Raw genomic sequence first — 19,640 nt, forward strand, 5'->3', positions numbered from 1 at the left:
TAGCCCGGTGTTTTGGGCATCCTTAAAGGCGAAGGGGTTTGATACAACGTCCCGGCAAAGGTTGAAGGGGGGGCGCTCGAATGTCGTTTTTCGGGATCATGTCTCTGTCCTGAAGATCTATGATCCGAACCGTTCCAACCCCCTTTTTGACAATGATCCTGATCGAGAGCGTCTCGTGCTCAGGGTGCTTGGGCAAACTGACCTTTGTCCCAGATTTCAGCATGGGGGAAAAGTCGATGGCCTTGATTGGCTAATGTACTCTCTGATCGACGGTGTTTCGTGGCAGAGCGACGTTGCGAAGGTTGCGCAATTGCTGGCACGTGTTCATACGCAGTGCGCGCCGAGCTTTGTCCCGAGAGGGGCAAATGGATCGTCCGACATCACCCGACAGGTGTTGCGCATTTTGAATTCCTGCCCGGTTGATCACGGTCTAAGAGCGCTTGAACCAGCCGGTACAGTGGAAAGTTCCGAACACGTTGCACTGCTTCATGGTGATCCTGTTCCCGGCAATATTCTGGTTTCAGGAGACAGGCTGCGGCTGATTGATTGGCAATGTCCTGTTTTGGGGGATCCAACTGAGGACCTGGCGATTTTCTTGTCACCTGCCATGCAATTCCTGTATCGCGGCGCAGTGCTTACGCTGCAGGAAGAAGAAGACTTTTTGTCTGCTTACCCCAATAAAGGCATTGTCCGTCGCTACGATCAGTTGCGGGCTTGGTACCATTGGAGAATGGCGGCCTATTGTGCGTGGCGAACACAGCGCGGTGATCCTGCCGACCATCAGGCGATGGAGTTTGAGTTGGATAGGCTGAAGTCCTTGAGCGCATAATACCCATAGGCCAAGGGCAAAAAAATACGTCGCTTTTGTCCCAGAGGAAACTGATGAGATGTCTGTACGACACTTGGGTGAAGAACCGTTGGTGTTTTCTCCTGAGCCAGATCTGAGAGAATGCGACCAGCATAGGTGCCCATCGCGACCCCGTTGCCGTGGTAATTTAGCCCGGCAAACATACCAGGTATTTCGGGTATCGCTCCGATAAAGGGGAGTAATCCTGCACCCAAGCTGACCAAACCGGACCACATATGAGTGATTTCCACATCGGACCAGGCCGGGAACAGGTGACAGAAGTGAGAGCGGAGTTGCCGCCTAATTCGTGTCTCTGCAGAGGGCGAGGACAAGAGGCCGCCACGCATTCCAAACAGGAAGCGCCGATCCGGCATCAAACGAAAATAGTGAAGCAGATGCCGTGTGTCATAGGCCATCTGATCGCTTGTCCATCCCTGAGACATAAGCTCTGCATCGGTGAGCGGGCGTGTGACGAGGACAGACGATTGGCTTGGCAAGTACCGCGATCGTAGCCATTCGGGGATATTCTCGCTGGAATAGCCATTGGTCGCAATGATGAGCTTTTTGGCACGGAGCACGCCGTTAGCGGTTTTCAGAACATGGGAGTTTCGCTGGTGGTCAACAGTGACAACAGGGCTTCTGGAGAACAGGTGAGCCCCCGCGTTTTGCGCAGCATCCGCAAGCCCAAACAGGTATTTTCGGGGATTGAGGCCGAAACCGATTGGAGCCGTCAGCGCGCCAAAAAATCGCCCATTCAGCCCATTGGCGGTGAGGTCCGACCGCTCGAGCAGGGTGACTTTTTCACCTCGTGCCATGGCGTTTTCCGCTTCGGCGCGTAATCCGGCCATTGCGCGCGCTGAATGTGCCATGACAGTTTCGCCGTCTGAATGGGTATCAGCTTGGATTTCAAACTTGGTTATCAGCTGTTCGACGAGATTGACTGCAGCCACTTCGCTTTCAGAATAGTCGCGTGCCGCTTCTGTTCCGTATCGTCGCGCGATCCCATCATGGGACAGTTTCGCACCGCCTAGGCAACAAAACCCACCATTGCGGCCAGATGCTCCCCAACCAGGTGTTTCGGCTTCGAACAAGGCGACTTCCATGCCAGCTTCGGCCAGATGCAGGGCAGCTGAAACGCCGGTAAACCCACCGCCAATGACTGCGACGTCCACCATATGGAGGCTCTCAAACTGGGGCCAATCCGGCGCTACAGTTGTCTCGTCCCACCAGCAATTTCTGCGCGGGCCGTCGCCATAGGCGAAGTCCGGGTAGATACGGTGCATCAGCTGCGCTCAGCCTCTTGTTCTTCCTGTTTCTGGCGCACCAATTGGCGTTTGGTCACCAGAGACGTCACAATCACGCCAAAGGCCACGATTGTGATCATGATTGTTGAGAGGGCATTGATCTCGGGGCTGACGCCCAGGCGCACGGCTGAAAAGATCTTGATCGGCAACGTTGTTGCAGACGGCCCCGCGGTAAAGGACGCGATCACAAGGTCATCCAATGACAGCGTAAATGCCAGAAGCCAGCCAGAAATGACCGCCGGAGCAATGATTGGCAATGTAACAAGCCGGAAGGCTTCTGTCGGCGTGCAGCCGAGGTCCAAAGCTGCTTCTTCCAAGGAGCGGTCAAAGGTGACCAAGCGAGAGGACACAACGACAGAGACATAGCACATCGAGAATGTGGTATGCGCCAGGATGATCGTGAACACGCCACGGTCAAGACCGATGCCGATGAAAAGCAGGAGTAAGGAAAGCCCTGTGATGACCTCAGGCATAACCAGCGGTGCGTAGATCATGCCGGAAAACAATGTCCGGCCGGCAAAGCGTCCGCCCCGCACCATTACATAAGCTGCCATTGTTCCAAGAACGGTTGCGATGGTCGATGACGCGACTGCAACTTTGATCGTAACCCAGGCCGCGTTCAGGAAAGCGTCATTGCCCAGAAGCTCTCCGTACCATTTGGTTGAAAACCCCGCCCAGACCGTCACCAGCTTGCTTTCGTTAAAGCTGTAGATAACCAGGATCACCATCGGAATGTAGAGGAAGGCAAAGCCAAGCGTGAGCGAGACCGTGTTGAACCAGCTCATCCGTGTCATTGTTCTGCCTCCTGCTGTTTTTGTTGGTTACGCTGGAACAGGACGATAGGGATGACCAAAAGGAGCAGAAGCACAACGGCAACAGCTGAGGCCACCGGCCAATCGCGGTTCGAGAAGAACTCCTCCCACAGTACCTTGCCGATCATCAGCGTGTCGGAGCCCCCCAGCAACGACGGGATAACGAACTCGCCCAAAGTCGGGATAAACACGAGGAAGCTGCCAGCGATGATACCAGATTTTGAAAGAGGAATGGTGACAAGCCAAAATGCGGAAAGACGGGAGCACCCCAGATCCTCGGCAGCCTCGATGAGAGAGCCATCCATACGCTCCAAAGCGGAATAAATTGGCAGGATCATAAAGGGCAGGTAGGTGTAAACGACGCCAATATAGACTGCGGTATTGGTGTTTAGGATCACCAGCGGTTCCGAAATAAGGCCAGTCCATAGAAGGAACTGGTTCAGGATGCCCTCGTTCGACAGTATACCCATCCAAGCGTAGACGCGGATCAGGAAACTGGTCCAGAACGGCAAGATGACAAGCATCATAAGGGTAGGCCGCCACTCTGACGGTGCGCGCGCCATGCCATAGGCGATAGGGTACCCGACCAGAAGCGTCAGTACCGTGGAGACAGCGGCGATCCGCAAAGAGCTTAGATACGCTTTCCAGTAAAGGTCGTCTTCGGTCAGCCAGACAAAGTTTTCGAAATCCAATTCGGCAAGGAACGCACGGATCCCTTCTGCCCAATCGAATTGGGGAAAGTAGGGAGGGCGCGCAACTGCTGCATCAGACAAAGAGATTTTGAGGACGATGACAAAGGGTATCAGAAACAGCGCCAGCAACCAGACATATGGGACGAGGATAAGAAACGCGCGCCGCATCAACTTGCCAACAACACGCCTGCAGTGGCGGTCCAGGACAGCCAAACAGTGTCTTCCCAAGTAAATGCGCGGCGTGAAATGCGGCGGGTATTGGCGGCCTGGGCCTTGATTACCGTGCCAGTTGGTAATTCAACATGGTATGTGGAGATATTGCCGAGATACGCGATGTCGAGAATCTTGCCCTGCACTGCATTGACGGCATCAGCTGGTCTTTCGGTTGAAATCGCAACTTTTTCCGGTCGGATCGCCAGATGGCAGCTTTGGCCATGGCTGAAGGTTGACGGAGAAATCGCCGTAAGCGGGCTTTGATTTTCCGACCAGGTCAGCGCATATGTATCCGAACCGCTTGGATTGGCCGATGCCGGGATAATATTCACCTCCCCAATAAAATCAGCGACATAGACTGAATTGGGCTCTTCGTAGATCTTGTCGGGCGTTGCGATCTGAATGATTTTCCCGTTGTCCATCACCGCAACACGAGAGGCGACAGTCATTGCCTCTTCTTGGTCGTGGGTCACAATTACAAAGGTGGTGCCGGTCTTTTCCTGGATGTCCATCAGCTCGAACTGTGTTTCTTGACGCAGCTTTTTGTCCAAGGCACCAAGCGGCTCATCCAACAACAAGAGTTTGGGCGCTTTGGCCAGCGAGCGCGCCAAGGCGACACGTTGACGTTGTCCGCCTGAGATCTGGTGTGGTTTTCGACGCGCAAAATTCTCCAGCCGGGTGAGGCGCAGCATTTCCGAGACGCGCTCGTTTATCTGTTCCTTTGGCATTCTCTCTCGGCGCAGGCCAAACGCAATGTTGTCCCAGATACTGAGATGGGGGAATAGCGCATAGGACTGGAACATCATGTTCACAGACCGGAGGTTTGGTGGAACCGCAGCGATATCCTGCCCTGCCAGGTTGATTGTGCCCTGTGTCGGGCTCTCAAACCCGGCAAGCATACGCATCAAGGTTGTCTTGCCGCACCCGGACGGTCCAAGCAGGGCAAAAAACTCTCGTTCGTAAATGTCGACAGTAAGATCGTCGATCGCAGTGAAGTTGCCAAAGAGTTTGGTGACGTTCTTAAACTGGATCAGGGGCTGCGCTGTTGGGTCGTCCCACGGCGCAAAGACAGGATTAGACACGCTGAACCTCTCGGAATTCATGGAAAAAAGTCGGGCGTCTACCCACCGGAGGTCGTTTGTGGCGAGTACATCCGAAACCAGGGCGCCAAAGCGCCCCGGTTGTTTTTGTTCCGAAGAGAATTAGGTCCCCGATTTAACCTTGGTCCACAGGCGCGTTGCGATGCGCTGAACTTTGGGCGGGTAGCCTTCTTTGATATAAAGGTTTTTGACGGTCTCATCGTTTGGATAGATTGCCGGATCCCCGATCACGTCTTCCACCAGGAACTCTTGGCTTGCCTTGTTGCCATTGGCGTAAAAGACATAGTTGGACGCCGTTGCCATATTCTGGGCGTCCATGATGAAGTTCAGGAATTTATGTGCCGCATCAGGGTTCGGCGCATCGACAGGGATGGCCATCTGATCGAACCACATCAGCGCACCTTCCTTGGGCGGGTTATATGCGATTTCTACACCGTTCTCGGCTTCGGCTGCACGGTCACGGGCCTGGAGGATATCACCGGACCAGCCGAAAGCCACGCAGATCTCACCATTTGCAAGAGCGTTGATATATTCAGAGCTGTGGAACTTTTTGATATAAGGGCGAACGGCCAGCAGGACAGCTTCGGCCTTGGCCACGACATCGGCATCCATGCTGTTTGGATCTTCACCAATGTATTTCAACGCCGCCGGGATCATTTCATCAGGGGCGTCCAGGAAGTAAACGCCACATTCAGCAAGTTTTTCCATGTTGGCCGGATCAAAAACCAGCGAGAGAGAGTCAATCGGAGCATCCGCGCCCAATGCTTCTTCTATTTTGCCGGTGTTTACACCAATGCCGGTTGTTCCCCACATGTAGTTTACGGAATATTCGTTGCCAGGATCATAAATCGAGGTGCGCTCTTCGATTGCATCCCACATGTTGCCAGAGTTGCTGAGTTTGGATGGGTCCAGCTTCTGGAATGCCCCTGCCTGAATTTGCCGTGCGAGGAAAGAGCCCGTTGGCACCACAACATCATAGCCGGACCCTCCGGCCAACATTTTGGTTTCCAACAGTTCGTTGCTGTCAAAAACGTCATAGATAAGTTTGATGCCGGTTTCTTCTTCGAATTTGGTCAGAAGGGACTCATCGATATAGTCGGACCAGTTATAAACTCGAACTTCTTCAGCATAGGCCGTAGCCGCGCTTAATGCGGCAGCGGCGGTCAGAGTAATTAGTTTCGCGGTCATTATGACACTCCCAATTGAGACCGGCTTCCTCGTCCGGCTGGTGGTAATTTGATCAAGTTTCGAAAATGTTCGCAACATCTTTGTGTTTCCTGCGACCATTTCTTGGTGCATTCTGCCAAAAAAGTAGGAGCACGCGGAACAGTGACGGCCCCAGTTTTGCAGGATGTGGAAACAGCAGAAGCAAGTGAAAAACGCCCCACCCATGAAGTGGTGTATCAACGCTTGCGCGAGAAAGTGCTGTTTGGAGAGCTGGCACCTGGCCAGGCAGTGACAATTCAGGGCTTGGTGGAAACGCTCGGCGTGGGCATGACCCCCGTTCGAGAGGCGATTCGTCGAATGATCTCTGAAGGCGCATTGGTCTTCCAGGGCAACCGAAGGGTTTCTGTCCCTTCTTTGTCCTGCGAGGACATAGATCAAATGGTTTATATAAGGAAATCAATTGAATGTGAGTTGGCTAGAAGGGCTGCTAGTCGCATTACAGAAGACGCGGTGGAGAGGTTGACCAAGCTTGATACCGCTTTGGATCAAGCTTTGGCCGAAGATGATGTCCACGATTATCTGGTGTATAATTACCAGTTTCACGCGGAACTTTATCGCCATGCGAATGCGCCGGTTCTGACCGACATAGCGGAGCGGATCTGGCTTAGATTTGGACCGTCTATGCGGGTTGTTTGTGGGCAATTAGGATCCGAGAGTTTCCCTGATCGTCACAAAGACATTCTGGAAGCGATGCGTCGTCGGGATGGTGAATTGGCAGCCTTGGCAATGGAGCGCGACGTCACGCAGGGCATGGAGCAAATTCGCCAGGGCCTATTGGTTGGCACTGATTCGATTGACAACGAATAATTTGATCATATTCTTGGGGCAACTTTGAAATGGGAGTCGCTCCATGTCTACGATTACTAACCACATGCCGACCGAGGAACTTCAGGCGCTGGATGCAGCGCATCACATGCATCCGTTTACATGTAACGGAGAGCTGGCGCAGAAAGGCGCACGCGTTATTACCCGTGCGCGCGGTGTGACCCTGACAGACAGTGAAGGCAACGAGATCCTGGATGCGATGGCCGGGTTGTGGTGCGTCAATATCGGCTATGGCCGTGATGAGCTTGCGGATGTCGCCGCGCGCCAAATGCGTGAGCTGCCGTACTACAATACATTCTTTCAGACCACGCATCGCCCAGTAATCGAGCTGGCTCAAAAAATCGCTGAGCTCGCGCCCGGGGATTTGAACAATGTGTTTTTTGCGGGGTCCGGTTCCGAGGCAAATGACACGAACATTCGGATGGTTCGGCATTATTGGGCGCTCAAAGGGAAGCCGTCCAAATCGATTATCATCAGTCGCAAGAATGCCTATCATGGCTCCACCGTTGGTGCCGGTTCCTTGGGCGGGATGACCGCAATGCACGAACAGGGTGGCATGCCCATTCCAGATGTTCACCATATCAACCAACCAAACTGGTGGTCCGAGGGCGGCGATTTAACCCCTGAGGATTTCGGGGTCGCCAAGGCAAAAGAGCTTGAAGAGGCTATTCTGGAGCTGGGAGAGGATCGGGTTGCGGCGTTTATTGCGGAACCTGTTCAGGGTGCTGGCGGTGTGATTGTGCCCCCCGAGACCTATTGGCCAGAAGTGCAGAAGATCTGCGACAAATATGAAATCCTTCTCATCGCGGATGAGGTGATCTGCGGTTTCGGCCGAACGGGCGAATGGTTTGGTTCTCAAACAATGGGCATTTCCCCTGACATAATGACAGTTGCGAAGGGGTTGAGCTCGGGCTATGCGCCGATTGGCGGATCAATTGTGAGCGACGAAGTGGCATCTGTCATTGCGACCGGCGAATTTAATCACGGCTATACGTATTCAGGGCATCCCGTGGCGGCGGCTGTTGCCTTGGAAAACCTGCGGATCCTTGAAGAAGAGAATGTCCTGGATCACGTTCGCGATGTCGCTGCGCCGTATCTAAAGGAGAAATGGGTTGCGCTCGAAGGTCATCCGCTTGTCGGCGAAGCCAGAATTGTCGGAATGATGGGGTCCATCGCTCTGACGCCAAACAAGGAAACCCGCGCAGCATTTGCAGCTGAAACAGGGACAGTCGGCTATATCTGCCGCGAACGCTGTTTTGCCAACAATTTGGTGATGCGCCATGTCGGTGAACGGATGATCATTTCCCCTCCTTTGGTGATTTCACGGGATGAAATTGACACTTTGATGTCCCGTGCGTTGAAATCTCTGGATGAATGCTATGCACAACTAAAAGCGGAAGGCTTGCTCCAGAGCGCATGACCTCGCGGGAAGTTGCCTAAAAAACAAACCAAAGCGCACCCTCGGTGCGCTTTTTCCGTCTTTTTGGAGGGCGGATAAAATTCAATGAAATGAAGGCGACAGCAGATTGGAGAGGTAGATTTGGCGCAAATCAATCACAAAGTGACGCAAATGATGCATTTCCTCTGAGGAAAACACCTTAACTCGGAGAACCAAGAATTCTTTGCCCAACCTTCATGATCAAGACCAATAGAGATGCGCTTGCACCGGGTTGGCAGAGATGTATGGTGAGTGAATAAGAGTGACTGACAGTCGCCGATAAACATAAAAACGGGGAGCCTAGATTGGCAAATTTGTCTCGTAACGACGCGTTCGTGGAGTTTGAACGCGTGCAAAAAAGCTATGACGGCGAGAATCTTGTCGTTAAAGACCTTAATCTTACTTTGCCAAAAGGCGAGTTTCTCACAATGCTCGGCCCGTCTGGTTCAGGTAAGACGACATGTCTAATGATGTTGGCCGGTTTTGAAACGGCAACACACGGTGACATTCGCTTGGATGGTGTTTCCATCAACCATATTCCGCCTCATAAGCGTGGAATTGGCATGGTCTTCCAAAACTATGCGCTGTTCCCGCATATGACCATTGCCGAAAACCTGAGCTTCCCTCTGGAAGTGCGTGGTTTGGGTAAATCCGAGCGCGAGAAAAAAGTTCAGCGCGCGCTGGATATGGTTGAAATGGGCGCATTCGGTGGCCGTCGTCCGTCCCAGCTTTCGGGTGGTCAGCAGCAACGGGTCGCCTTGGCCCGTGCGCTTGTGTTTGAGCCCGAGCTTGTGCTGATGGACGAACCACTTGGCGCGCTTGATAAACAGCTGCGCGAAAAGATGCAGTTTGAAATCACCCGCCTTGCACATGATCTTGGGATTACAACGGTTTACGTAACCCACGACCAGACCGAGGCATTGACCATGTCTGACCGTGTTGCGGTGTTCAACGATGGCAGAATCCAGCAGCTTGCGCCGCCGACAGAGCTGTATGAAGCGCCGATCAATAGCTTCGTTGCTCAGTTTATTGGTGAGAACAATACGCTGGAAGGTACGGTCAAAGAGGTCAACGGAAACCGCGCATTGGTCCAGTTGGACGATGGCGAGTTGATCGACTGTAAGCCTGTCAACGTGTCTAAGCCAGGTGAACGTACGCGGGTTTCCATTCGGCCGGAACGTGTCGAGTACAACAAGGAACGTATGCAAGAAGGCGTACACACCCTCAAGGCTGAAGTGCTGGAGTTCATCTATATGGGTGACATCTTCCGCACGCGGTTGCGGGTCGCTGGAAATGACGAGTTCATCATCAAGACGCGAAACGCGCCGGACCAAGTCCGTCTTAAACCTGGCCAGCAGATCGAAATCGGCTGGATGCCAGAAGATTGTCACGCGCTGGACGCCTGATCCGGCGCGCACCCTAAAAAATTGGCGGATACACTGCCCGGACCGCTAAATTCTAATAACAAAAACGGGCTTTAACTGGGAGTTTCTATATGAAAATCAAAACTGCACTTATGGCCACCGCGCTGACAACTGCTGCTGTTGCAGTACACGCGCAAGAAGTTACCGTGATGTCTTGGGGTGGCGCTTACACCAAGAGCCAGGTTGAAGCCTATCACAAGCCATTCGCAGCCGAGACCGGTATCAAAGTTGTCTCCGTCGACGCTGACAACCCTGCGACACCGATCAAGGCGCAGGTTGAAGCGGGTAACGTGACCATCGACGTTGCAGACGTTGAATTCTCCGACGCGGTTCGTCTGTGCGACGAAGGCCTGCTGGAAGAAATCGACATTTCCATCCTGCCGTCCGCACCGGATGGAACCCCGGCCGAGGACGATTTCATCCAGGGCGCGTTGCAGGATTGTGCGGTTGCAAACATCGTCTGGTCGACTGTTTTTGCATATAATACAGAAAACGTTTCTTCGGCACCGACCTCTATCGCGGATTTCTTCGACACTTTCAAAATCCCTGGCAAGCGCGGTCTGCGCAAATCCGCCAAGGCAACCTTGGAGATGGCTTTGATGGCGGACGGCGTGCCGGCTGCTGAGGTCTATGGCATCCTGGAAACAGACGAAGGTGTTGACCGCGCATTTGCTGTTCTGGACAAGATCAAAGACGACATCGTCTGGTGGGAAGCGGGCGCACAGCCGCCGCAGCTTTTGGCCGACGGCGAAGTGGTAATGTCCACCGCTTACAATGGCCGTATCTTCAACGCCGCTGTTGCTGAAAACCAGCCGTTGGAAGTTGTCTGGGATGGTCAGATCCTTGATTTTGACCTGTTTGTTGTCCCGAAAGGTGCTCCGAACAAGGACGCCGCAATGGAGTTCATTGCATACGCGACCGACACCCAGCGTTTGGCAGATCAGGCGTCCTGGATTTCGTACGGCCCCGCCCGTAAGTCCTCTGGTAGCCTGGTTGGGCTGTTCTCCGACGGTAAAACCGAAATGGCACCGCACATGCCGACAGCCGAAGCAAACCTGGGCAATGCTCTGGTTAACAACTTCGAGTTCTGGGTCGACAAAGACACCGAACTGAACGAACGCTTCAACGCTTGGTTGGCAAACTAATTTCATACCCCTGCGTTGCAGGGGTATGAGCCACAAAGGGACCGGGCCAGATGATAAGGCCCGGCCCACTTTCGGGGAAAAGGTGTAAGCCACTATGAGTGATTCTACTCTTTCAACAGCCGGGATCTCGGATAAACCGATCAGGCTGACAACGGCAGATGGTAAGCCGTTGAAACAGGCGCTGATGCGCGCGCAATCCCATGCACGTCGCCGCGCTTTTCTGCTGGTTGCACCGCTTCTGGCATTTATCCTTCTGACATTTGTGATGCCAATCGGGCAAATGCTGCACCGGTCTGTCCACAACGAAGGTTTTACTTGGCACGAAGACGTGACAAGCGGCGAACGTACACCGCTTATGACGAATTTGTCCGAGTGGTTTGACGAAAACCCGCTTGGTACAGAACCTGATGAAGCTGCTTATGCAGCCCTGGCGGCGGACTTTCTTGTGCTGCGCGAAGTCAAAGCGGCTGGCCAAGCAGGAACGCGTATCAACTACGAACGTTCCGGTTCCCGCTCGATGTTCACAAAGGCAGCTCGGAGTGCAAAAAAGCTGGAACCGCCGTTCAAAGAGGCGATTCTGAAGCTGGACGACGATTGGGCCGACCCGAGCCTTTGGCGTGTGATGCGTGATGCAAGTTCGTCGTATACAGCCAACTTCTACTTGGCGGCGCTGGACCGTACCAAAAATGCTGATGGAGACGTCGTCCAGGTGAACGAAAACCGTCAGGTCTATGTAAAACTGTTCAAGCGAACTCTTTTCCTGTCGACCATCATTACATTTTTGACGTTTGTCCTCGCCTATCCGATTGCGCATTTGCTGGCGACTCTTCCGTTGGCAAAGTCAAACCTTCTGATGATCCTGGTTCTTTTGCCGTTCTGGACCTCTTTGTTGGTACGGACCACCAGTTGGATGGTGCTGCTACAAAGCCAAGGCGTTGTGAACGACGCGCTGGTCGGTTCAGGCATTCTGGCGGATGAAAACCGTCTGGAAATGATGTACAATCAGGCAGGTACGTTGATCGCGATGACGCACATTCTTCTGCCGTTCATGGTCTTGCCGCTCTATTCTGTGATGCGCCCGATCAACCCGTCTTACGTTCGTGCTGCACGTTCGCTTGGAGCAACCAGCTGGACAGCCTTCCGTCGGATCTATTTCCCGCAGACCGTTCCCGGTATCGGAGCTGGAGCTCTGTTGGTGTTCATCCTTGCTGTGGGCTACTACATTACCCCGGCTCTTGTCGGCGGTGCTGACGGTCAGCTGATTTCCAACCTGATCGCCTTCCATATGCAGAAATCGCTGAACTGGTCGCTGGCGGCCGCACTCGCAGCCCTTCTGTTGGGTGGGATTATTCTTCTCTACTGGCTCTATGACCGGCTGGTGGGAATCGACAATCTGAAGCTGGGGTAATCGACATGGCACTTCCGACACATGCATCTCGCCTCGAGCGGATCTGGCACTATACTTATCTTGCAATCTGCGCACTGATCTTTCTGTTCCTGATTGCGCCGATCCTGGTGGTTATCCCGCTCAGCTTCAACGCAGAGCCGTACTTCACCTTTAGCGAAAAGATGCTGAAACTGGATCCAACTGGGTATTCAACACGGTGGTACGATCTTCTGTTAACCTTTGGGATGACAGACCCTGATGCTCCACGCGGTTGGAGCTGGTGGATGGACACCTGGACAAACGCAGCCTGGATTAACGCGACCAAGAACTCGATCATCGTCGGTTTCTTCTCCACGGTCCTGGCAACGGTGCTGGGCACAGTGGCGGCACTTGGCCTGTCGCGTCCAGAGATGCCAGGGCGCCGTGTTATCATGGCAATCCTGATCTCGCCGATGATCGTTCCGATTATTATCGTGGCGACTGGTCTGTTCTTCTTTTACTCCTCCATCGGTATCCAAGACTGGGGCATCCCGTATCTTGGTGTGATCTTGGCGCACGCGACCTTGGGCATTCCTTTTGTGATCATTACCGTCACCGCGACACTGGTAGGGTTTGATCATTCGTTGACACGCGCATCAGCAAGTTTGGGCGCGGATCCGGTCACGACCTTCCTTCGCGTGCAAATGCCGCTGATTTTGCCGGGTGTTATTTCCGGGGCGCTTTTTGCCTTTGTCACATCTTTCGACGAGGTGGTTGTGGTGCTGTTTGTCGGCGGACTGGATGAGCAGACGATTCCGCGTCAAATGTGGAACGGTATTCGCGAACAGATCAGCCCGGCCATCTTGTCAGTTGCAACGATCCTGGTCCTGATCTCGATTGCACTTCTGACAACAGTGGAACTGCTACGTCGCCGCTCAGAGCGCCTGCGCGGTATGAGCCCACAGTAAAAGCCCAGTTACTTTCAAAAAAAGAGGCCCCGCTTTGCGGGGCCTTTTTTGTTATCGAAGTTGTTTCAGTAGGGTCAGGGAAGGATATCCGTCCTGGGTCAGACCTTTCGACGCCTGATAAGCGCGTACGGCACTAATCGTATTTGGTCCGATTTTTCCGTCGACGCCTTGGGTGTCAAATCCCGCTTTTGTTAGGCGTCGCTGCATTTCCTTGCGCTCTTTGAAAGTCAGCGCGCGGTCCCCACGCGGCCATTTTGCTTGGATGGGCCCGGCACCTTTCAGGCGGTCAGATAGGTGGCCAACACCAATGACATAGGCATCCGCTGCGTTGTAGCGTTCGATGACTGCAAAGTTCTTGAAGATCATAAACGCAGCGCCTTGGCCGCCCGCCGGAAGCAGGATCGAAGCGCTGCCATAGTTTGGCACGCTGCGACCATCCAGCCCCTTAACGCCGAGCTTTGCCCAATCCGCCGGAGATTTCCGGATCTTGCGACTGGCCAGGGCGAAATTGAAATTACGGGGTAGTTGGACTTCGACGCCCCATGGCTGACCTTTGACCCAGCCAAATTTGGCAAGATAAGCAGCGGTGGATGCCAAGGCGTCCGTTGGATCGTCTGACCAGATGTCGCGTTTTCCGTCGCCAGTAAAATCGACAGCATAGGCCAGATAGGACGTCGGAATGAACTGGGTATGCCCCATGGCGCCAGCCCAGCTTCCGGTCATCTTGCGTGGCGCGACATCGCCGGCTTGAATGATTTTGAGCGCGGCAATCAGCTGTGATTCAAAAAAGCGTCCACGGCGCCCGTCATAGGCAAGTGTGGCAAGGGATTGGACGACATCATTGCTGCCCTTGTAAGTGCCATAGGCGCTTTCCAATCCCCAGACAGCGGCGACAACCTCCTTGGGCACGCCATAGTGTGCCTCGATCCGTTCTAGAGTGCGGCGATGCTGTCTGAGCGCGGACTTCCCATTTTTGATCCGGGTGTCCGATGCCGCGCTGTCCAGGTATTCCCAGATCGTTTTGGTGAATTCGGACTGGTTCCGATCGCGTTTGATCACCTCAGTATCATAATTCACGCCCTTGAACGCCCGGTTCAGCGTGCGGTCACTGATCCCTTGGTTGCGGGCACGGGTGCGAAAGCCGTTAATCCAATTCTGAAAACCGGGGTTCGCGGCGACGGGGATGGCCGTGTCCTCGGCCGTGACCACAGGCCGGGCCGTTGGACGTTGAATTTCGGCCGAAGACAGCACCGGATTGTCTTTTGCAACTGGCCGGGCGGTAGGTCTCAGCGACACTTCCGGTGACGCCATTCCGGATGTGCCAATCGCGACCAGCACAGCGGTTGTTGAAACCAACTTGATCATTCTGCACCTCAATAAAACTGCTGAATTTACTGTAGCGGTTCGACGGCATGCAAAAAAGGCTTCACATCCCACGAAGAGCCGCTTCGGCTATGAGTCGCGTAACGTGCATTGTTTGATTTTACGACGTTGTGATGATCAGCTAGCGGCGCTTGCGGACGACCTTCCTCTTGAGCTTGTCGTTTTTGATCTTGGACTTGGCTGCCTTGCGTTTTGGCGCTTGGCCTGCGGGGCTTTTTCGGCCACGGCTGGGTCTAGCGCCGCCGCGCCCTTTGGGCATGGTCGCGTTTTCCAGCGTCAACAGCTCCAGCTCCAAACCACCTGTTACCGGAGCGGCTTGGGCCAAGCGAACCGTAACGAGCTGGCCGACCGACAGGATAAGCCCGGTGTCGACCCCCATGAGCGTGCCCGCCTGGGCATCAAATTGGAAGAACTCGCGTCCGATGGTACGGATCGGTACCAAACCATCTGCACCCGTCTCGTCGAGCTTTACAAAGATCCCGAACCGCGCGACGCCGCTGATCCGGCCTTCAAATTCATTGCCAACCCGTTCTGAAAGAAAGGCGGCCAGATACCGGTCCGTGGTGTCGCGTTCAGCGACCATAGAGCGACGTTCGGTTTCGGAAATATGCTGCGCCGTTTCGTCCAACCGTTCGATGTCATCTGGTTGCAGGCCGTCATCGCCCCAGCCGTGGCTCGAAATCAGCGATCGGTGGACGACTAGATCCGCATAGCGCCGGATGGGGGAGGTGAAATGCGCATAGTTGCGCAACGCCAAGCCAAAATGGCCGAAATTCTCTGGGCAGTAATAGGCCTGCTGCATAGACCGCAGAGTGGAAATGTTGATCACCTCCGCGTCATCGGTCCCTGCAGCTGCATTCAGAAGCGCGTTAAGATGCCGGGTTTGCAGAACCTGGCCTTTTGCCAGCGCGAAACCGGCGGCTTTGGCAGTTTCGCGAAGCGCATCGAGTTTTTCTTCAGCGGGCTCCTCATGTACCCGAAACAGTTGCGGCGATCGCTTTTTGATCAGGGTTTCTGCGGCGGCCACATTGGCCAGTACCATGAATTCCTCGATCAGCTTGTGTGCGTCCAGACGGTCCCGGAATGCGACAGAGGCGACCTGACCGTTGTCATCCAGAACAATTTTGCGCTCAGGCAAATCCAGATCCAAGGGCTGGCGCGCTTTGCGGGCGTTCACAAGCGCTGCATATGCCGCGTAAAGGGGCTTGATCACATCCTCGAGGAAGGGGGCGCATTTCTCATTTGGGTTGCCGTCAAAGGCGTCTTGGACCTCCGCATAGTGGAGGGATGCCGCCGAGCGCATCAGGCCGCGCACAAACCGATGATTTATCTTGTTGCCGTCGGCGTCGATCTGCATCCGCACCGCAAGGCAGGGGCGTGGCACCCCTTCGTGAAGAGAGCACAGATCGCCTGACAGCCTGTCGGGCAGCATCGGAACCACACGATCCGGGAAATAACTGGAATTGCCACGTTTCCGGGCTTCGCGATCCAGGGCAGATCCGGGTTTGACGTAGGCTGCCACATCCGCAATCGCGACCCAGATGACATGTCCGCCTGGGTTTTTGGGATCGTCATCCGCATGGGCGTAGCAGGCGTCATCGTGGTCGCGCGCATCTGGTGGGTCGATTGTGACCAGTGGCATGTCGCGCAGGTCTTCGCGCCCGCTCAGCCCCATTGGTTTTGCCTGATCCGCTTCTTCAATGACTTTATCAGGGAAATGATCTGGAATCCCATGTTGGTGGATTGCAATCAGCGACACGGATTTTGGTGCGGATGGATCGCCCAGGCGTTCAACAATCCGGGCACGTGGCAATCCCATCCGACCTTTGGGGCCAGCTTGTTCGGCTTCGACCAGTTCACCGTCCTTGGCCCCCATCAAGGCTTCGGCTGCGACCACCCATTCCTTGTCGCTTGCTTTGTCGATGGGAATGATGCGCCCGCCTTCCGTGCCTTTGCGGAAGATGCCCAGAACACGTTTGGGGTTCGTGCCGATCCGACGGATCAGACGCGCCTCATAGTGATGGTCCTCATTCTGAACCAGTGTGAGGCGGGCAAGGATACGGTCCCCTTTGCCAAGAGCATGGTCAGAGGCGCGGGGAATAACCAACACGCGGGGTTCTTCCCCCTCACCATGCCATTCCATGGGCTGGGCAAAGAGATCGCCATCTTCGTTCGGGGCTTTGACCACCAAAACGCTGACAGGAGGCAAACGATCCGGGTCGCGGTATGTCTTTTTGCGTTTCTCCAGATGCCCCTCGCTCTCAAGCTCTTTGAGCACGCGTTTCAGGTCGATCCTGTCGGATCCCTTTATGCCAAAGGCTTTGGCGATGTCGCGTTTGGAGGTCTGGGTCGGGTGGGCGGTGATCCAATCGAGGATCTCGGCCTTGCTGGGAATAGAACTCATATCTCCCGCCTAGCACGGCAAGATGACAAGGTCATGAGCAAAATCGTCCTGTCAGCCTTGCAAGCGACGCAGATCTGCCACGGTGTCCACATCTGCCAATGTATCCACCAGTGCAATCTTCAGGTCGGGGAGAGTTGCCAGTGAATCAGACAGCGCGTGAACGGATGACCATCGCACACCTTTGAAAAGCGTTTTGGGCAAGCGTTTTGGATGCTTTGCCCCAACCAACCAGAACCCACCGTCTGGCGCCGGGCCAAAAACGGCATCATGATCCCCCAACGCCGAAAACGCACGGGCGATGTGGGCGCGGGTGATTCCGGGAATGTCTGCACCGATCAGGCATACCGCGCCGGTTTGAGATGCGGTCTTGAGCATCCGTTCCATGCGCTGGCCAAGATTGCCATTGCCCTGAGGCAACCGGGCATAGTCCGCAGGCCACACACGGGACGCAACCGCAATATCGGGTGCTGTCGCAAGAACAATGCGCCATCTCGGATCACGCAGCCGACGCAGCAAATGCGCAGACTGATGACGAAACCACCAGGCCGAGGCCGTCATGCCGATGTCTTTTCCCAAGCGCGTCTTTACGCGGCCAGGTCTGGGTTCCTTGATCATTACGACCAGGGTCTTTGTCATTTCAGTTCTTTCACCATGTCGCGATGGGGGATTCCACCGTCGTCATAGATGGGGCCAAAGGCGGCAAAGCCCAAGCGTTCATAGAACCCAATCGCGTAAGTTTGAGCACCAAGTTTTGCGCGCTTTACGCCTGCTGTATTTTTGGCAATGCCCAATGCAAAGATCATGAGCTCTTTCCCAAGCCCACTGCCGCGCGCGGGCTTGCTGATGCAGACACGGCCAATCTTGGCCGTTTCCTTCTGTATCACCACGCGGGCAGTTCCGATTGGGGTGTCCCCATTGAGGGCAAGGATATGAACTGCCTGATCATCCAGATCGTCCAGCTCATCTTCGACAGGAACACCTTGCTCGTGAACAAACACCTCCATCCGCAATGCGAGGCATTGGGACGGATCGTCGACCACTGCCATTGAGATTGTCATGCAAAGTAGTCCTTGAGGATGCGGCTATAAATCGCCTTCAGCTGATGGATCTGTGCGATGTCCACGTTCTCGTCCACTTGATGCATGGTCTTGCCGACAAGACCAAATTCAACAACCGGGCAATGGTTTTTGACAAAGCGTGCGTCAGATGTACCGCCGGTGGTCGACAGTTCTGGGCGCACACCGGTCTCCGCTTGGACTGCGGCTGAAACCAACTCGGACAAAGGGCCCGGTGGCGTGATGAAGCTCTCACCAGAGATTTTGATCTTTGTTTCGATAGAGATGTTGAATTCCGTCGCAACCTTTTCGGCCTCACCCAATAGCCAAGCTGACAGACCTTTGCCCGTATGGGCGTCGTTAAACCGGATATTGACCGCCGAAGTGGCCTGTGCCGGGATGACATTGGTGGCAGGGTTGCCTGTGTCCACAGTAACAACAGCCAGGGTTGAGGCATCAAAATGCTCGGTCCCCTGGTCCAGCTCGTGGCTTGCCAGTTTGTCCATCAAACGCACCATCGCGTTTAAAGGGTTCTTGGCGCGATGAGGGTAGGCGGAGTGGCCTTGGACACCAGTGACCGTAAACCATGCGGTCATAGATCCGCGGCGGCCGATTTTGATCATTTCACCCATGTGGTTGGGACATGTTGGCTCGCCGACCAGGCAGACATCCATGCGTTCTTGTTCCGCATCCATATAGTCCAGAAGCGCGGTGGTGCCGTCCGTTGCGTCGCCTTCCTCATCACCAGTGATCGTCAGAACAATCGCTCCGTCGGGTGGGCAATCTTTAACCAGATCAATGGCGGCGGCGGCAAAGGCTGCGACACCGGATTTCATGTCTGTTGCGCCGCGACCGTACAGGACACCTTCTTTTACTTCCGCTCCGAACGGTGCGACCGTCCATGCCGCTTCATCGCCAACAGGCACAACATCGGTATGCCCGTTGAACCCAAACGTCCGCTTGTGGCCTTTCGTGCCCCAGCGGGCAAAGAGGTTACAGGTGTTACCTCGATCTACGCGCGTGCATTCAAATCCCGCCTCGCTGAGAACGCGGTCCAGCAAAACCAGCGCCCCGCCTTCCTCGGGCGTAACAGAGGGGCAACGGATTAAATCAGCGGTCAGCAGTGCGGGGTCAGTTGTGGACATATGCGGCTCCTGAAATTCTGTTGCCTCCCGGCCTATCGCGGAATCCTTCGGGGTGCAAATGCGAGGTTTCGAATACCTGTGGCCAAAAAACAGCGCGGACCAAGAGTCTTCTCTTGACCGGCTGACTCTCAAATTAAGTTTGGTTAACGATTGCTTAACAAGACCCGAGGCAGGGCAGTTGAGCAGTTGGACAACCGAAAAAATCGGGCCAACTTCGAAAATGAAATGAGCACAGCAGCGGTATCAGTGTGCTCTGGTTTTGCATTTGTCTTCCAGACAGGTGCTACCTGCG

The 19,640-nt window shown here is 54.6% G+C and carries 17 protein-coding genes; 7 read left to right on the top strand and 10 right to left on the bottom strand.

Annotation, left to right across the window (positions count from 1 at the left end; genetic code table 11):
• Nucleotides 1-7 precede the first annotated feature (7 nt).
• Complete coding sequence (locus ACXAEW_RS07090; RefSeq protein ID WP_474940652.1) at nt 8-829, top strand: phosphotransferase; 822 nt, start codon at nt 8-10, stop codon at nt 827-829.
• On the opposite strand, the gene ACXAEW_RS07095 is transcribed toward ACXAEW_RS07090, so the two are convergent.
• The 5 genes from ACXAEW_RS07095 to ACXAEW_RS07115 form a co-directional block, all read right to left on the bottom strand.
• Nucleotides 781-2,130, bottom strand: coding sequence for an NAD(P)/FAD-dependent oxidoreductase (locus ACXAEW_RS07095; RefSeq protein WP_474940653.1), 1,350 nt, complete (start codon nt 2,128-2,130; stop codon nt 781-783). The two genes, ACXAEW_RS07090 and ACXAEW_RS07095, sit on opposite strands and share 49 nt — an antisense overlap.
• Complete coding sequence (locus ACXAEW_RS07100; protein ID WP_474940654.1) at nt 2,130-2,945, bottom strand: ABC transporter permease; 816 nt, start codon at nt 2,943-2,945, stop codon at nt 2,130-2,132. The genes ACXAEW_RS07095 and ACXAEW_RS07100 overlap by 1 nt, the downstream gene beginning before the upstream one ends.
• Nucleotides 2,942-3,823 carry an ABC transporter permease subunit gene (locus tag ACXAEW_RS07105; protein ID WP_474940655.1) on the bottom strand — a complete coding sequence of 294 codons (882 nt, stop codon included), beginning with the start codon at nt 3,821-3,823 and terminating at the stop codon, nt 2,942-2,944. Before ACXAEW_RS07105 ends, ACXAEW_RS07100 begins: the two co-directional genes overlap by 4 nt.
• On the bottom strand, nt 3,823-4,950 hold the full coding sequence (locus tag ACXAEW_RS07110) for an ABC transporter ATP-binding protein (RefSeq protein WP_474940656.1): 1,128 nt from the start codon (nt 4,948-4,950) through the stop codon (nt 3,823-3,825). The genes ACXAEW_RS07105 and ACXAEW_RS07110 overlap by 1 nt, the downstream gene beginning before the upstream one ends.
• A 120-nt stretch (nt 4,951-5,070) precedes the next feature.
• Entirely contained in the window at nt 5,071-6,156 is a 1,086-nt protein-coding gene (locus ACXAEW_RS07115; protein WP_474940657.1) for a polyamine ABC transporter substrate-binding protein, read from the bottom strand.
• A 141-nt stretch (nt 6,157-6,297) separates the two neighbouring features.
• On the opposite strand from ACXAEW_RS07115, the gene ACXAEW_RS07120 reads away from it, so the two are divergent.
• The 6 genes from ACXAEW_RS07120 to ACXAEW_RS07145 all read left to right on the top strand — a co-directional run bounded on the left by ACXAEW_RS07120 (nt 6,298) and on the right by ACXAEW_RS07145 (nt 13,361).
• Nucleotides 6,298-7,002 (top strand): GntR family transcriptional regulator, encoded by a 705-nt coding sequence (locus ACXAEW_RS07120; protein WP_474940658.1) that lies wholly within the window; start codon nt 6,298-6,300, stop codon nt 7,000-7,002.
• Nucleotides 7,003-7,045: 43 nt separating this feature from the next.
• Nucleotides 7,046-8,440 carry an aspartate aminotransferase family protein gene (locus ACXAEW_RS07125; RefSeq protein ID WP_474940659.1) on the top strand — a complete coding sequence of 465 codons (1,395 nt, stop codon included), beginning with the start codon at nt 7,046-7,048 and terminating at the stop codon, nt 8,438-8,440.
• A 323-nt stretch (nt 8,441-8,763) separates the two neighbouring features.
• Entirely contained in the window at nt 8,764-9,864 is a 1,101-nt protein-coding gene (locus ACXAEW_RS07130; protein ID WP_474940660.1) for an ABC transporter ATP-binding protein, read from the top strand.
• A gap of 89 nt (nt 9,865-9,953) precedes the next feature.
• Entirely contained in the window at nt 9,954-11,027 is a 1,074-nt protein-coding gene (locus tag ACXAEW_RS07135) for an ABC transporter substrate-binding protein (protein WP_474940661.1), read from the top strand.
• A gap of 94 nt (nt 11,028-11,121) precedes the next feature.
• Complete coding sequence (locus ACXAEW_RS07140) at nt 11,122-12,435, top strand: ABC transporter permease (RefSeq protein ID WP_474940662.1); 1,314 nt, start codon at nt 11,122-11,124, stop codon at nt 12,433-12,435.
• Between the two features lie 5 nt (nt 12,436-12,440).
• Complete coding sequence (locus ACXAEW_RS07145) at nt 12,441-13,361, top strand: ABC transporter permease (protein WP_474940663.1); 921 nt, start codon at nt 12,441-12,443, stop codon at nt 13,359-13,361.
• 51 nt (nt 13,362-13,412) lie between these two features.
• Here the strand turns inward: ACXAEW_RS07145 and ACXAEW_RS07150 are convergent, their stop codons facing one another.
• The 5 genes from ACXAEW_RS07150 to dapE all read right to left on the bottom strand — a co-directional run bounded on the left by ACXAEW_RS07150 (nt 13,413) and on the right by dapE (nt 19,348).
• Nucleotides 13,413-14,726 (bottom strand): lytic murein transglycosylase, encoded by a 1,314-nt coding sequence (locus tag ACXAEW_RS07150; RefSeq protein WP_474940664.1) that lies wholly within the window; start codon nt 14,724-14,726, stop codon nt 13,413-13,415.
• Between the two features lie 139 nt (nt 14,727-14,865).
• Nucleotides 14,866-17,148 (bottom strand): ribonuclease R, encoded by a 2,283-nt coding sequence (gene rnr, locus ACXAEW_RS07155; protein ID WP_474940665.1) that lies wholly within the window; start codon nt 17,146-17,148, stop codon nt 14,866-14,868.
• Nucleotides 17,149-17,199: 51 nt separating this feature from the next.
• Nucleotides 17,200-17,784, bottom strand: a complete 585-nt coding sequence (locus ACXAEW_RS07160) for a TIGR04282 family arsenosugar biosynthesis glycosyltransferase (RefSeq protein ID WP_474940666.1) — start codon at nt 17,782-17,784, stop codon at nt 17,200-17,202.
• Nucleotides 17,781-18,206, bottom strand: coding sequence for a GNAT family N-acetyltransferase (locus ACXAEW_RS07165; RefSeq protein ID WP_474940667.1), 426 nt, complete (start codon nt 18,204-18,206; stop codon nt 17,781-17,783). Before ACXAEW_RS07165 ends, ACXAEW_RS07160 begins: the two co-directional genes overlap by 4 nt.
• Complete coding sequence (gene dapE / locus ACXAEW_RS07170) at nt 18,203-19,348, bottom strand: succinyl-diaminopimelate desuccinylase (RefSeq protein WP_474940668.1); 1,146 nt, start codon at nt 19,346-19,348, stop codon at nt 18,203-18,205. The genes ACXAEW_RS07165 and dapE overlap by 4 nt, the downstream gene beginning before the upstream one ends.
• Nucleotides 19,349-19,640 lie beyond the last annotated feature (292 nt).

This window comes from Epibacterium sp. ABZ3_068, from assembly GCF_056159265.1.